The organism is Ferrimonas senticii DSM 18821 (assembly GCF_000422665.1).
In the GTDB taxonomy this organism is placed as follows: domain Bacteria; phylum Pseudomonadota; class Gammaproteobacteria; order Enterobacterales; family Shewanellaceae; genus Ferrimonas; species Ferrimonas senticii.
The window spans coordinates 227,761-242,370 of the sequence record NZ_AUGM01000001.1; the positions used below are offsets into that span (position 1 = coordinate 227,761).

Annotated in this window: 14 protein-coding genes; 4 read left to right on the forward strand and 10 right to left on the reverse strand. The window is 54.0% G+C overall.

What is annotated here, in order from left to right; all coding sequences use genetic code 11:
* Together mnmA and rluE are read right to left on the reverse strand one after the other, a co-directional pair.
* Positions 1-1,104: a tRNA 2-thiouridine(34) synthase MnmA gene (gene mnmA / locus G506_RS0101085; protein WP_028115261.1), complete on the reverse strand. Its 1,104-nt coding sequence runs from the start codon at positions 1,102-1,104 to the stop codon at positions 1-3.
* 148 nt (positions 1,105-1,252) lie between these two features.
* Positions 1,253-1,999 carry a 23S rRNA pseudouridine(2457) synthase RluE gene (gene rluE, locus G506_RS18385; protein ID WP_035386942.1) on the reverse strand — a complete coding sequence of 249 codons (747 nt, stop codon included), beginning with the start codon at positions 1,997-1,999 and terminating at the stop codon, positions 1,253-1,255.
* Between the two features lie 210 nt (positions 2,000-2,209).
* Between rluE and icd the strand changes: the two genes are divergently transcribed.
* Entirely contained in the window at positions 2,210-3,463 is a 1,254-nt protein-coding gene (gene icd, locus G506_RS0101095) for an NADP-dependent isocitrate dehydrogenase (RefSeq protein WP_028115262.1), read from the forward strand.
* A gap of 114 nt (positions 3,464-3,577) precedes the next feature.
* On the opposite strand, the gene cspD is transcribed toward icd, so the two are convergent.
* The gene (cspD, locus tag G506_RS0101100) at positions 3,578-3,787 is read right to left on the reverse strand and encodes a cold shock domain-containing protein CspD (protein ID WP_028115263.1); all 210 of its coding nucleotides are present in this window, start codon (positions 3,785-3,787) and stop codon (positions 3,578-3,580) included.
* A gap of 202 nt (positions 3,788-3,989) precedes the next feature.
* Between cspD and clpS the strand changes: the two genes are divergently transcribed.
* Both clpS and clpA read left to right on the forward strand, forming a co-directional pair.
* Positions 3,990-4,304, forward strand: coding sequence for an ATP-dependent Clp protease adapter ClpS (clpS, locus tag G506_RS0101105; protein ID WP_028115264.1), 315 nt, complete (start codon positions 3,990-3,992; stop codon positions 4,302-4,304).
* Between the two features lie 20 nt (positions 4,305-4,324).
* Positions 4,325-6,607 (forward strand): ATP-dependent Clp protease ATP-binding subunit ClpA, encoded by a 2,283-nt coding sequence (gene clpA, locus G506_RS0101110; RefSeq protein WP_028115265.1) that lies wholly within the window; start codon positions 4,325-4,327, stop codon positions 6,605-6,607.
* A gap of 111 nt (positions 6,608-6,718) precedes the next feature.
* On the opposite strand, the gene infA is transcribed toward clpA, so the two are convergent.
* The 3 genes from infA to aat all read right to left on the reverse strand — a co-directional run bounded on the left by infA (position 6,719) and on the right by aat (position 8,400).
* The gene (gene infA / locus G506_RS0101115) at positions 6,719-6,937 is read right to left on the reverse strand and encodes a translation initiation factor IF-1 (RefSeq protein ID WP_028115266.1); all 219 of its coding nucleotides are present in this window, start codon (positions 6,935-6,937) and stop codon (positions 6,719-6,721) included.
* 61 nt (positions 6,938-6,998) lie between these two features.
* A complete protein-coding gene (locus G506_RS0101120) occupies positions 6,999-7,703 on the reverse strand; it encodes an arginyltransferase (protein WP_084631055.1) in 705 nt (234 codons plus the stop codon).
* On the reverse strand, positions 7,696-8,400 hold the full coding sequence (gene aat / locus G506_RS18390; RefSeq protein ID WP_420806068.1) for a leucyl/phenylalanyl-tRNA--protein transferase: 705 nt from the start codon (positions 8,398-8,400) through the stop codon (positions 7,696-7,698). The genes G506_RS0101120 and aat overlap by 8 nt, the downstream gene beginning before the upstream one ends.
* 51 nt (positions 8,401-8,451) lie before the next feature.
* Here aat and G506_RS0101130 point away from each other — a divergent pair, with 51 nt between their 5' ends.
* Entirely contained in the window at positions 8,452-8,940 is a 489-nt protein-coding gene (locus tag G506_RS0101130) for an outer membrane lipoprotein (protein ID WP_028115268.1), read from the forward strand.
* A 64-nt stretch (positions 8,941-9,004) separates the two neighbouring features.
* Here the strand turns inward: G506_RS0101130 and cydC are convergent, their stop codons facing one another.
* The 4 genes from cydC to ald form a co-directional block, all read right to left on the reverse strand.
* Complete coding sequence (cydC, locus tag G506_RS18395) at positions 9,005-10,678, reverse strand: heme ABC transporter ATP-binding protein/permease CydC (protein ID WP_035386874.1); 1,674 nt, start codon at positions 10,676-10,678, stop codon at positions 9,005-9,007.
* Positions 10,671-12,365: a heme ABC transporter permease/ATP-binding protein CydD gene (cydD, locus tag G506_RS0101140; protein WP_028115269.1), complete on the reverse strand. Its 1,695-nt coding sequence runs from the start codon at positions 12,363-12,365 to the stop codon at positions 10,671-10,673. The genes cydC and cydD overlap by 8 nt, the downstream gene beginning before the upstream one ends.
* 48 nt (positions 12,366-12,413) lie before the next feature.
* Entirely contained in the window at positions 12,414-13,373 is a 960-nt protein-coding gene (trxB, locus tag G506_RS0101145) for a thioredoxin-disulfide reductase (protein ID WP_028115270.1), read from the reverse strand.
* Positions 13,374-13,494: 121 nt separating this feature from the next.
* Positions 13,495-14,610 carry an alanine dehydrogenase gene (gene ald / locus G506_RS0101150; protein WP_028115271.1) on the reverse strand — a complete coding sequence of 372 codons (1,116 nt, stop codon included), beginning with the start codon at positions 14,608-14,610 and terminating at the stop codon, positions 13,495-13,497.

A 14,610-nucleotide genomic window follows, 5' to 3' on the forward strand; every position in this document is an offset into this window, starting at 1 on the left:
TTAACGAATCACGCGGTCGATAACACCGCCACCTAAGCACACGTCGCCGTGGTAGAACACCGCGGATTGGCCAGGGGTTACTGAACTAACCGGTGCATCAAAGATCACTTCCACTTCACCGTTCGCCAACGGAGTTACGGTGCACGGCACGTCTTGCTGGCGGTAGCGAGTCTTAACGCTGATCTGTACCGATTGCTGTGGCCCTTTACGGTCAACCCAGCACAGTTGGTTGGCAACCAACCCTTTTGAGAATAAGCGTGGGTGTTTGGCGCCTTGGCCAACGATCAGAACATTACGCGCCACGTCTTTATCGACCACATACCACGGTTCGGCGCCAGAGTCTTTCATGCCACCAATGCCTAGGCCTTTGCGTTGACCCAGGGTGTGGTACATCAAGCCCTCGTGCTGGCCGATCACTTCACCTTCGGTGGTTTCGATTGGGCCTGGTTGCGCCGGCAGGTACTTAGCCAAAAAGTCTTTGAATTTACGCTCGCCGATAAAGCAGATGCCGGTGGAATCTTTCTTATCGTGGGTGATCAGGCCTTGTTCTTCGGCAATCCGACGTACTTCCGGCTTTTCCAGTTCGCCAACAGGGAACAAGCTTTGGCCAATTTGACCTTCGTGCAATGCGTGCAGGAAGTAGCTCTGATCTTTGTTGTTATCGAGACCACGAAGCATCTCGACGCTGCCATCGGCATTAACACGGCGGCGCACGTAATGGCCGGTGGCGATGTAATCGGCACCCAGCGCTTCGGCGGCAAACTCTAAGAACGCTTTAAATTTGATCTCTTTATTGCACAGAATATCTGGGTTTGGGGTACGACCGGCCTTGTATTCTTGAAGGAAGTACTCAAATACGTTGTCCCAGTATTCGGCGGCAAAGTTTACGCTGTGCAGTTCAATCCCTAGCTTGTCACACACCGCTTGGGCGTCCGCCAGATCACTGGCTGCCGCGCAGTACTCATCGTTGTCATCCTCTTCCCAGTTCTTCATGAACAGGCCTTCTACCTGATAGCCCTGCTGCATCAGTAGATAAGCGGATACTGACGAGTCCACGCCGCCGGACATGCCGACGATCACCTTTTTGTTGCGGTTTTCAGTCATAAGGGTAATTGACGTTGTGTTTGCTTGAAATTAGAGGGTCGGCATTCTACCACGGCTGTATTCGCCGTCGCCAACCCAGTGATAGCGGCTATCTCGGGGCGTTGTGGTAAATTTTCAACGCTTCACCGAGATAAAGTTGCTAAGCGCTTCAATTATCGCTGTTTGTATTTTGCTCAATGACGCGATATTGACCTTGAGCTAGACCATCCAAAGTCCAGTTGCCGATACGGTAGCGCACCAAACGTAGGGTCGGGTGGCCAATGTGGGCAGTCATCCGCCGTACCTGGCGATTGCGTCCCTCGATGATGGTGATCGACAACCACGAGGTGGGGATATTGGCGCGTTCGCGAATTGGTGGGTTACGTGGCCACAACCAAGCGGGCTCGGCTACTAAGGCGACTTTGGCCGGCAAGGTCATACCATCTTTTAATTCAACCCCTTGGCACAGTGCGGCAATGGTAGCGTCAGATGGGATCCCTTCAACTTGGGCAAAATAGGTTTTGCTGGTCTTTTTACCCGGCTGGGTCAGTTTGGCTTGCAGTTGACCATCGTTGGTCAGCAGCACCAACCCTTCAGAATCTCGGTCCAAGCGTCCGGCGGGATAGACCGCTTTGATTGGCACAAAGTCAGCGAGGGTTTGTCGGCCGTCGCCGTCGGTGAATTGGGTCAGCACATCAAATGGTTTGTTAAACAGCAGCACCTGGCGTGGCCCCTTGGGCCGCGTCGCGGGTTTGCTGGCACCGTTACGTTGGCGCTGGTTTACCAGGCCCTTGGCCTGGCCTGTACGGTAGTTGTTAGCCGCTGGTCGGCGGCGCTTATCGTAACCGCCAGGTTTGTTGCTGCCAGAAGCACCAGCACCGGTGCGATTGGCGCTGAAGGATGTCTTTACTTTCATGCCCGCCATTATAGGGGCGTGAAGCGGTTGCTGGTAGTGGTAAGCATGGTGCATGCAGGCCCAGTTGCTGTAACAGAACTTACCCAAACGTTACCTGTGGTAAATGTTCGGTAACTTATCGGCTAATTCCCCTTAACCAATGATTGCTTTAAGATGGCTGCGCATATGGAGATTTAACCGACCGACGTCGGCAATAACAAGGAGAACCCTATGGAATCAAAGATCCAGCGCCCAGTGAACGGAGAAGTTATTTCTGTTGAGGAAAATGGGGCACTGAACGTTCCAAATAAGCCAATCATTCCCTACATCGAAGGTGACGGCATCGGTGTTGATGTGACTCCGCCGATGATCAAAGTGTTGGATGCGGCGGTTGCCAAAGCCTATGGCAGCGAACGTCAGATCCAGTGGATGGAGATCTACTGCGGAGAGAAATCGACGCAAGTATATGGCGCCGATACTTGGTTACCACAGGAAACCTTGGATGCAGTGCGTGAGTACAAGGTCGCCATTAAAGGGCCACTTACCACCCCAGTTGGTGGCGGCATCCGTTCGTTGAACGTGGCATTGCGACAAGAGCTCGATCTTTACGTGTGCTTGCGCCCAGTGCGTTACTACCAAGGCACCCCGAGCCCGCTGAAGCAGCCGGAATTGACCGACATGGTGATCTTCCGGGAAAACTCTGAAGACATCTATGCCGGCGTTGAGTGGCAGGCCGGTACTGCTGAAGCGGATAAGGTGATCAAGTTCCTTACCCAAGAGATGGGCGCCAGTAAGATCCGTTTTGAGCAGAATTGCGGTATTGGCATTAAGCCAATCTCCAAAGAGGGTACTGAGCGTCTGGTGCGCGCCGCGATTCAATACACCATCGATAACGACCGTGACTCTCTAACCTTGGTGCACAAGGGCAACATTATGAAGTTTACCGAAGGCGCTTTTAAAGACTTCGGTTACGAGTTGGCGCAGCGCGAGTTTGGTGCCGAATTGTTGGATGGTGGCCCGTGGTGTGCCTTTAACAATCCGAAAACCGGCAAACAGATCATCGTAAAAGATGTCATTGCTGATGCGTTCTTGCAGCAAATCTTATTGCGCCCAGCAGAATACGACGTAATTGCCACCATGAACCTCAACGGAGATTACATCTCCGATGCCTTGGCGGCGCAGGTTGGTGGTATCGGTATCGCCCCAGGAGCCAACATTGGTGACGGTGTCGCGCTGTTTGAAGCCACCCACGGCACCGCGCCAAAGTACGCTGGTCAAGATAAGGTAAACCCCGGTTCGTTGATCCTGTCCGGTGAGATGATGCTGCGTCATATGGGCTGGACCGAGGCGGCAGATCTGATCGTTAAGGGGATGGAAGGGGCGATTGCGGCGAAGACCGTAACTTATGACTTTGATCGCTTGATGGATAACGCCACCTTGCTCAGTTGCTCGGCCTTTGGCGACGCGATCATCGAAAACATGTAAGCGTCAATGTTAAAAAATCCGCTGCCAAAGCAGCGGATTTTTCGATTGTGGCAATAAATAAAAAAGCAGACTCATTATCGAGTCTGCTTTTTTACTGTCGGTCGTAGGTTCGAATCAATATTCCGCGGAACGGATATTAGAAGCGTGCATCCCTTTCGGGCCGCGTTCCATCTCAAATTGCACCTCTTGACCTGCCTTCAGGGTCCGATAGCCGTCCATCTCAATGGTGGAGTAGTGCGCAAAAACGTCTTCACCGCCATCTTCAGGACAGATAAAGCCAAAGCCCTTTGCGTTGTTGAACCACTTTACTGTTCCTTGAGCCATAACCCGACTTCCTTCCTCTGAGTCCTTCCCGTGTGTCTTGTAATCATCAACCTACGCCCATATAACTTAAGTTAGACAGAGCAGCGTTGCCGGCAGTGTGTCTGCCGTGTAATACCTATTAACAAATGGATAACATCTTGGTCAAGGAATAATTGGATCTGGGTTCAATCCGCAAACGTAAACAATGGCTAAGCTTTAAACCATGAGTAGGCAATTTCAACTCGACGACATCCTTGAACAAGAGCGGCAAGAACAGCGTGTAGCGCCGCCTAAACTGTATAAGGTTGTTCTTAACAACGACGATTACACCCCAATGGAATTTGTAGTCGAAGTGTTAACAAAGTTTTTCTCGTTAAGCACCGAAAAAGCCACTGAAGTGATGCTAACGGTGCATTACAAGGGCAAAGGGATTTGCGGGGTATTCACCCGTGATATCGCTGAGACCAAGGCCGCTCAGGTAAACGATTATGCTCGCGAGCATCAGCACCCGCTGCTGTGTTCGATTGAGCTGGCCTAATTGATAGGGGAGAGAGCGACATGCTGAACAAAGATCTGGAAGTCACGTTGAACAACGCGTTTCAACAAGCGCGTCGCAATCGCCACGAGTTTATGACCGTGGAGCACCTGCTACTGGCGCTGTTGGACAACCCGTCGGCGCAAGAAGCGTTGCTGGCTTGTGGGGCGCGATTGGACAACCTTCGCCAAGAGGTCGACCTGTTTATTGAACAGACAACGCCGCTGATCCCACAGGATGACAGTGAACGAGAAACTCAGCCAACTTTGGGTTTCCAGCGGGTGTTGCAGCGGGCGGTGTTCCATGTGCAGAGCAGCGGTCGTAATGAGGTATCTGGCGCCAACGTGTTGGTGGCGATCTTCTCTGAACAGGAGTCGCAAGCGGTTTATCTGCTGCGCAAGTCAGATGTAACACGGCTTGATGTTGTTAATTTCATTGCCCACGGCGTATCTAAAAAAGAGGGCGGCGATGATAACGACGCCCAAGAAGATAACGAGCACGACAGCGGCAGCATCTCGATGGACAAACCCGAGGAGGGGGGCGAGCGCTTAGAAAACTTCGCCACCAACCTCAACAAGCAAGCGAAGCAAGGGCAGATCGATCCGTTGATTGGCCGCGAACACGAAGTGGAACGCACCGTGCAGGTGCTTTGCCGTCGTCGCAAAAACAATCCACTGCTGGTTGGCGAAGCGGGCGTTGGTAAAACCGCCATCGCGGAGGGATTGGCTTACCGCATTGTTAACGACGACGTGCCAGAGGTGATGGCCGATTGCACCATCTACAGCCTGGATATGGGGGCGCTGCTGGCGGGCACTAAGTATCGCGGTGATTTCGAAAAGCGCTTCAAAGCGGTGTTAAAGCAGCTACAAAAAGATCCCAAAGCGGTGCTGTTTATCGATGAGATCCATACCATCGTTGGTGCCGGTGCGGCCTCTGGTGGGATGATGGATGCCTCCAACTTGCTTAAGCCGTTATTGTCCTCTGGCAAACTGCGCTGCGTCGGTTCGACCACCTATCAGGAATACCAAGGGATCTTTGAAAAAGATCGCGCTTTGGCACGGCGCTTCCAAAAAATCGATGTGCCGGAGCCAAGCGTGGCGGAAACCACCCAAATTTTGATGGGACTTAAGAGCCGCTACGAAGAGCACCATCAGGTACGCTACACCCAAGCGGCGATGAACGCTGCGGCGCGCCTATCGGACAAACACATCAATGACCGTCATCTGCCCGACAAAGCCATCGATGTGATCGATGAAGCGGGTGCACGGATGGCGATGCTGCCGCCGTCGAAACGTAAAAAGACGATTTCGGTCAGTGACATTGAAGAGATCGTTGCCAAGATAGCGCGGATCCCAGCTAAGTCGGTATCGGCCACCGACAAAGAGGTGTTGGAGAATCTTGACCGCAACCTGAAGATGGTGGTGTTTGGCCAAGATCCAGCCATCGATGCGCTCACTTCGGCGATTCGTTTGTCACGCAGTGGCCTTGGTAACGAAGGCAAGCCGGTCGGTAGCTTCCTGTTTGCTGGCCCAACTGGGGTTGGTAAAACGGAGGTAACCCAGCAACTGGCGCGGCAATTAGGGGTCGAGCTTATCCGCTTCGATATGTCCGAGTATATGGAGCGCCACAGTGTCAGTCGCTTGGTAGGGGCGCCTCCTGGTTACGTTGGCTACGATCAGGGCGGTCAGTTGACCGACGCGGTGCTGAAACACCCGCACTCAGTGGTGCTGCTAGATGAAATTGAGAAGGCCCATAGCGACGTCTATAACCTGCTGCTGCAGGTGATGGATCACGGCACCTTGACCGACAACAACGGCCGCAAGGCGGATTTTCGCAATGTCACCTTGGTGATGACCACTAACGCCGGCGTACAGGAAACCGTGCGCCAATCGATAGGCTTTAAGCAGCAAGACAGTAGCTTTGATGCGATGGCCGAGATCAACAAGGTATTTACCCCAGAGTTCCGCAACCGCTTGGATGGCATTATCTGGTTCAATCACCTAGATATGTCGGTGATTGCTAAAGTGGTCGACAAGTTCTTGGTGGAACTGCAAGCGCAGTTGGATGGGCGCGGGGTACAACTGGAGGTGTCTGCCGAGGCGCGGTTGTGGCTGGCAGAAAAGGGTTACGATCGCAATATGGGCGCGCGGCCGATGTCGCGGGTGGTGCAAGAGGAGATCAAAAAGCCGATGGCCAACGAAATCCTATTTGGCCGCTTGCAAAAGGGCGGTAACGTGCAGATCGACATGGTCGATGGCAAGCTTAGCTTCGATTATGGCGAGGCCAAGGCACCAGCCAACGCGTAAACACTCGTAAATAACCATCAAAAAACCGGCAGCGATGCCGGTTTTACTTTATTTAAAGTAGAGACAAAAAAGCCCGAAGCTTAGCTTCGGGCTTTTTTGTGGCAGAGCCGATTAACGCGCACGGAATACGATGCGACCTTTGGTCAGATCGTATGGGGTCAGTGCTACGGTTACCTGATCGCCAGTCAGAATGCGGATGTAGTGCTTACGCATTTTGCCAGAGATGTGGGCAGTAACCACGTGTCCGTTTTCCAGTTCTACGCGGAACATGGTGTTAGGCAGTGTCTCAAGGACGGTGCCTTGCATCTCGATACTGTCTTCTTTTGCCATCGAGGAAAAATCCTGTAATTTGCTTATGAAAAATCGGCGGTATCATGCCGCAATTGGCCGCTTAAGTAAAGGAATCATCCTGCCAGCGTGTGCCGTCAAAGCGTTGTAGCGGCTGAAATTCCGATTTATAGGCCATCTTACGGCAGGCATCGATCTGATAACCCAAATAGAGGAAGTCGCGCTTAAGTCGCTTGGCCACTTCAATCTGCTCTAGGATTGCCCGTTTGCCCAGCGAGCGCGCCGCCATGGTTGGCTCAAAGAAGGTGTAGGTTGCTGAAAGGCCGGTAAGCAGCAGATCGGTAACGGCGACGGCCACCAATTGCTGGTCTATTCGACCCTCAATGTAGAGTACCGGCAACTGTTTGCTCATTAAAAATTGGTCGAACTGCTGGTTGCTTGGGGGGTACATGCTGCCATCTTGGTGGCGGCCACTGATGTAGCGATGGTACAGGCTGCGATAATCGCTTTGTGGTTCATCTTTCAGCGACCACACCACATCGCGGTTTTTACTGATAATCCGTTTTTGCGAGCGACTGGGTTGAAAACGCTGCACCGGCAGTCGCAGTGGCACACAGGCGCGGCACTCTTGGCAGTGGGGACGGTAGATCTGATCGCCAGAGCGGCGAAAACCCAGTTCCAATAACTGTTCAAACTGAACCACATCAATAGGTTGACAGCACAGCAGCAGTGTTTCGCTTTTATCCGGCAAATAGCTGCAAGGGAAACTGCTACTTAAACCGATTTTTATCTGTTGTTGCTTAGACATCGATGCGACGGATCCCTAATGATGGCCAGACGATATCATGGTCACGAAGCGTGTGCAGTTGCGCTAAAAACTGCTGGCGACTAATGACGGTTGCCCCCAACGAATTTAGATGAGGATTCTCAATTTGGGCATCAATTAACCGCACCCCAAGTTGATTGGCGTGTTGCCCAAGCAGATAGATCGCCAGTTTTGAGGCACCAGTTTGCCGATGAAACATCGATTCACCACAAAACACCCCGCCGACGGCAACCCCATAGAGCCCACCAATCAGTTCTTCGCCGTCCCAGATCTCCAGCGAATGGGCAACCCCCTGTTGGTGCAGTTGCCAATAGGCTTGCTGCATCGGCGCACAAATCCAGGTACCAGCTTGGCTGGCTCGTGGCTCGGCGCAGCCTCGCATCACCTCATTAAAGGCTTGGTTGATGCTGTAGCGATATTGCCGTTTGCGGGCCAAACGGCGGCTGGAGCGTGACAGGTGGATTGTTTGTGGGTCGAACACCGCGCGCTCGGCCGGACACCACCACAGGATCGGATCACCGACATTAAACCAAGGAAAAATCCCCTGACGATAAGCGCTGATCAGCCGAGTTGGTGACAGATCGCCACCAACGGCTAACAGTCCGTCAGGATCGGTGAGCGCCAGTTCGTGGCTTGGAAATCCACCATTATGAAGATCGAGGTATTGTTGCGGCTGCAGCATGGTATTCTAACTATCAACGCCAAAGGCAGGTTCTACAGGAGAGATGGTATGACAAAGGTTATCCGCTCGATAGTTATCATGGCACTATTTTTGGTATCGGCAACCGCAGCAACCTACGCGAATGCCGCAATCCCGCGCAACCAAGCGGTGCCGGTGCAGAAGGTTGAATATGGTGAGGTGATCTCGGTACGGCAAGTTGATGTTGAGGAGATCCGGCGCGACCAATATTCCGGTTGGAAGACCTTCGGTGGCGCCGTACTTGGTGGGGTAATTGGTCACCAATTTGGTGGTGGCAGTGGCCAAGATGTGGCGACGGTACTGGGTGCTCTTGCTGGGGCAGGAATTGCTAATCGCCACAGCCCATCGCAGCAAGTGGTGGTGCAGCAGTTGGATGAACTGCTGATCCGCTTGGAGAGCGATGGTAGCCAACTTATGGTGCTGCAGCAGCGTGACGCTGGCATGCGCTTTAGCAGCGGTAACACCGTCAGAGTGGTTTACCTGCAGGGTGGGCAAGTGCGGGTAGACCGGGCGATGTAGCGGTTAACCCCTGCAATAAAAAACGGGATCAGTTGCTGATCCCGTTGTTGTTGGTAGTGATGCCCTACAGCGGTTGCAGAGTGCCGTTCTCCATTTGATAAACGCTATCCATCTTTGCCAGTGCGGCGGGTTTATGGGTGACGTAGAGAATGCTGCGCTGCGGCTGGTTGTCGATAAGCTCAGCGATAATTGCGGCCTCAGTGCTGTCGTCCAAGCCTTCGGTTGGCTCGTCTAACAGCAGCAGAGGGGCAGGGTGCAGCAGGGCGCGAGCCAACCCCAAGCGGCGTTGTTCGCCGCCACTCAACTGCCGGCCGCCATCACCAAGCCACTGATTTAAGCCATCGCCTTTTAACAGCCCGTGCAGCTGCACTTGCTCAAGCACCGCGGTTAACTGTTGATCGCTCGCCGCTGGGTTGGCAATGCGCAAGTTGTTGGCAAGTGAATCATTAAATACATGTACCCGTTGGCTAACCACGGTGATCATCTGCCGCAATGCAGTTTGTGAATAAGCGGCAATGGCCTCGCCGGCGAGGTTAATGGTGCCAGCGCTAGCATCCAACTCCCGGGTTAGTAGTTGCAGCAGCGTTGATTTACCGCAGCCGGTTTGCCCCACCAGCGCCACCTTCTCACCAGGCTTGATGGTTAGGTTAACCTCGACAAGTACCGGCTCTGGATTGTGCTGATAGGAAAATTGCAGTTGCTGGATCTGCAGTTCAAACTGATTGCAGGCCGCAAGCGTGCCAAATTGCAGCTGATCCGGTTGTTGCAATACTTGGTTTAAGCGGCTGGCTGCGGTGGCGGTGTGGCCCAGATGTTGAAACGCCCCCGCGGCGGGTGCTATCGCCTCAAGGCTGGCCATGGTAGCGAACACGACCAGCGCCAGCAGCGGTCCAACCGCGTTATCGGCAGCAAACGCTTGGTAGCCAAGTACCAGCAACGCCAGTACCAGATAGCTGTTGCAGAGGATCATCAACCCTTGTGACAAGCCGGTCAGGCTGGCCATCCGTCGCTGTTGACTAATCAGCTGTGTTTCGCTGCTGGAGATCCGCGCCAACTGCTTGTCGATGCCGGCAAACACTCGCAGTTCATTATGACCTTGCAGGTAATCAAGCAGATGTTGTCGAAGCTGTTGCTGTTCGTTGGCAACGGCGCGACTGGGGGCTTGGCCAAGTCGATAAAACACCACTGGCACAGTCAGCAGCAACAGGCTTAGGACGATAAACAGCACTAGCCCGGCCGTGGCAGCGAAGTAGCCGACCAAAGCACTGACAAAGACAATGGTGACTGCCGCGGCGATCATTGGCGTCACTAGCCGCAGGTAGATGTGATCGAGGGCATCGATGTCCGCCACCATCCGATTGAGCAGATCTCCTTGGCGCAGTTGCCCTAGCTGCTGGCTTCGTTGCGGCGCCAGTTTGCGGAAAAACCATCCACGTAGATTGGCAAGCAGCCGAAAGGTGGCATCGTGACTTACCACCCGTTCACACCAACGAAACGCGGTACGGGCCACCGATAGCCCCCGCACGGCGCCAGCGGGCAACAGATAGTTAAAATCGGCACTGCGGGTGATCCACAGTGCAGCGGCGGCGGTGGCACTGATAAACCAGCCGGATACCGACAGCAGGCCGATGGATGCCAGCAGAGTTAAAATTGCCAGGCCCAGCCCCAACGCCATCCGCCGCCACTGTTGGCGGTAGAGGTGTAAAAATGGCCGTAGTTGCAGAAACAGTTCAGCCATGGTGTGGCTCCTCGGCTGGGATCAGCGTTAAGCGCTGATCCGCTTGTTGTAGTTGTCCCTGACGGTGACTGATGATCAACGCCGTACGCCCCTTGGCAAACTGCGCCAGAGTCTGCTGCACTGCCTGTTCGCTGGCACCATCGAGGCTCGCCGTTGGCTCATCCAATAGCACTAGCGGTGCGGGCTTTAATAGCATTCGGGCTAAGGCAATTCGCTGTGCTTGACCCACCGACAGGCCAGTGCTGCCATCACCCACTTGGTAATCGAGCTGTTGCGGCAACTGGCGCACAAATTCCGCAGCATGGGCGCGCTCTAACGCTTGCCACAGCTGGTTGTCATCGGCATCGGCTTTGGCCAATAGTAAGTTGTGCCTGATGCTGGTGCTCTGCAAATTGGGGTTTTGGCCAAGCCAAGTCAGATGCTCAAGTAGCCATGCTCGGTCAAGTTGCTGCACCTCATCACCGTTGATGGTCAAGCTGCCTTGGTAGGGCAAGGTGCCCATCAGCGCATTTACAAGCGAACTTTTACCGGCGCCGGTGACGCCGGCAACGGCCAGTGAATCACCGCTGTTCAGAACAAAACTGATGGGCGCCGTTAGCGGGGTACCGTTGACACTTTGCACTACTAGGTTGTCAGCTCGAATGGCGATCTGTGTCGCCGCCGCAGGGCGCAGTCGCTGGCTGTCGTCGGCTTCGTCAATCTGCATAAATTGCTGCAGTTGTTCAGCGGCACCAACGGCTTCGGCTTTGGCGTGGTAGTAGGCGCCAAGATCACGAAATGGTTGGAAAAACTCAGGTGCTAAAAACAGCACTAATAGGCCACTGAAGAGGGTGACGCCACGATCATAATGACCAAAGTTAAGTTCACCAAGGTAGCTAAAACCGAAGTACACCGCGATTAAGGCGATCGATATCGAGGCGAAGAACTCCAGCACCGCCGAGGAGAGAAACGCCATCCGCAATACTTCCATGGTGCGCACCCGAAATAGCTCGGAAGCGCGATCCATCTTACTGGCTTCTGCCTCTATGCGGTCGTACTGACGAATCGTCGACAGACCGGTTAATCGGTCAAGAAAGTGACCAGACAGTCGTTCCAATGCCATAAAGTTGCGCTTATTGGCATCGGCTGCGCCCATCCCCACTAGCGCCATAAACACAATGGTCAGTGGCGCAGTGCATACGAAGACGATGACTGCTGCCCAGTTGGTCGGCAAAATCAGTAGCACAATCGCCAGCGGAATGATCATCACCAACCGCATCTGCACCAGATAACGACTGTAGTAATCGTTGAGTTTTTCCACCTGCTCAAACAGCACCGTAGTCCAACTGCCACTGTTGCGGGTGGCAATGTAACCGGGACCTAGGCGGGCGATTTTTTGCAGTAGTTGCCGCCGTAGGTGTTGGCGAATGGTGGCGCCGGCAGTAAAGCCAAAATGCTCTTTTGCCCACAAGCTTAGGGCGCGAAATGGGACCAATGCTGCAAGTGCGATCAGATTGGGATAGAACTGCTCAAGTGGCTGTTTATCGATAATTAACCCGTGCAACATGGCGGCAAGCAGCCACGCTTGCAAGACAATCATTAAGGCGTTGAAGCTGCCGGCAACAACCGACAGCAGCAGGTAGCGACGGCCTAAATAGGCGTGCTGTTTGAGCCAGCGCAAGTTGCGCTGTTGGGCGTGTTTATCCATACAAAATCGGGGGCCGAAGCCCCCGTTATCTAAGACCGAAATTAACGGTTAGCTATCAGCTAAGGCGTCGAGGAATTTTTCCGCATCCAATGCCGCCATACAACCGGTGCCGGCAGAGGTGATGGCTTGTCGGTAAGTGTGATCCATAACGTCGCCGGCGGCAAAAACGCCCGCAATCGAGGTTTGGGTGGCGTTACCGTTCAGGCCGCTTTGCACCTTGATGTAGCCATCTTGCATCTCCAATTGGCCTTTGAAGATATCAGTATTGGGGCTGTGACCGATGGCAATGAATACGCCATCTACAGTCAACTCTTCCGTCAGTTCGCTGTCGGTTGCCTTGATGCGAGCGCCGGTAACGCCCATCTGATCGCCTAATACTTCATCAAGGGTGCGATCGGTGTGCAGCACGATGTTGCCATTGGCTACCTTGTCCATCAGGCGCTTAATCAGGATCTTCTCGGCGCGGAAACTGTCGCGGCGGTGGATCAGGTGCACTTCAGAGGCGATGTTAGACAGATACAATGCTTCTTCGACGGCGGTGTTGCCACCACCAACGACGGCCACAGGTTTGTTGCGGTAGAAGAAACCATCACAGGTGGCGCAAGCGGACACGCCGCGGCCTTTGAAGGCTTCTTCCGATTCCAGACCAAGGTACTTGGCGCTGGCACCGGTACAGATGATCAATGCATCGCAGATGTACTCTTGGCTGTCGCCTTTGAGACGAAATGGACGATTTTGCAGATCCACTTCGTTGATGTGATCGAAGATGATCTCGGTTTCAAAGCGCTCAGCGTGCTGTTGCATACGCTCCATCAGCGCCGGACCGGTCAAATCAGCGGCATCGCCGGGCCAGTTTTCCACTTCCGTGGTGGTGGTGAGCTGACCGCCTTGCTGCATGCCGGTGATCAGCACCGGATTGAGGTTGGCGCGGGCGGCATACACGGCCGCGGTATAGCCAGCTGGGCCGGAACCCAAAATCAATAGCTGGCAATGTTTGACGTCGCTCATCGGTTACTCCGTAGTTCGATTGGCATGGCTGGATTGTAAGGAAAAGCCCTAATAAAAGGAACGGGAGCAAGGGCTCCCGTTTTATCGATAAAAGCGATAAGGCTGATAGCTGTGCTCTGCTTTAGGCCAGCGCCGCCTGTGCCGTTACAAACGGGTAGTTCAGCGCTTCGGCGACCTCTTTACAGGTGACCTGACCGGCAATGACGTTGAGGCCGTTAAGCAGATGTTGGTCGTCCAGCAACGCTTGGCGATAGCCTTTTTCCGCTAAGGCGATGATGTAGGGGAGGGTGGCGTTATTCAGGGCAAAGGTGGAGGTGCGTGGCACCGCACCTGGCATGTTGGCCACACAGTAGTGAACCACCTCATCAACCAGATAAACCGGATCTTGATGGGTTGTGGCTTTCGAGGTTTCGGCGCAGCCGCCTTGGTCAATGGCGACATCAACGATAGCCGCGCCAGGCTTCATCTGGCGAACGTGCTCGCGGGTGATTAGCTTTGGCGCCGCAGCGCCGGGAATCAATACGCCACCGATCACCAAGTCGGCTTCGATAATGTGTTTTTCGAGCGCTTCTGCGGTGGAATAGATCACCTTAGCGCGATTCTCAAATTGGGCATTAAGCGCACGCAGCACATTAACGTTGCGATCCAAGATGGTGACATCGGCCCCCATACCAACTGCCATCAATGCCGCGTTACGTCCAACCATGCCGCCGCCAACAATCACTACCTTGGCGGGTTCGACCCCGGGAACACCACCTAATAGCATGCCGCGGCCTTGATTGGACTTCTCCAGCGCTTGCGCTCCGGCTTGAATCGACATCCGCCCAGCCACTTCAGACATTGGTGCCAGTAATGGCAAACCGCCGTTGTTGTCGGTGACGGTTTCATAGGCGATGCACACCGCGCCACTGTTGACCAAGTCTTCGGTTTGCGGTGCGTCTGGGGCGAGGTGAAGGTAGGTAAATAGGATCTGCTCTGGGCGCAGCATCTTGCGTTCGATCGCCTGTGGTTCTTTGACCTTGACGATCATCTCGGCGTTGGCAAACACTGTGGCAGCGTCTACGGCGATTTCAGCACCGGCGTCCAGGTAATCTTGATCGCTACAGCCAATGCCAATCCCAGCTTGGGTTTCGACGATGACTCGGTGGCCTCGTTGGGTCAATTCACGCACGCTCGCTGGCACCATGCCGACTCGATACTCGTGGTTTTTGATCTCTTTTGGTACGCCTAAAATCAT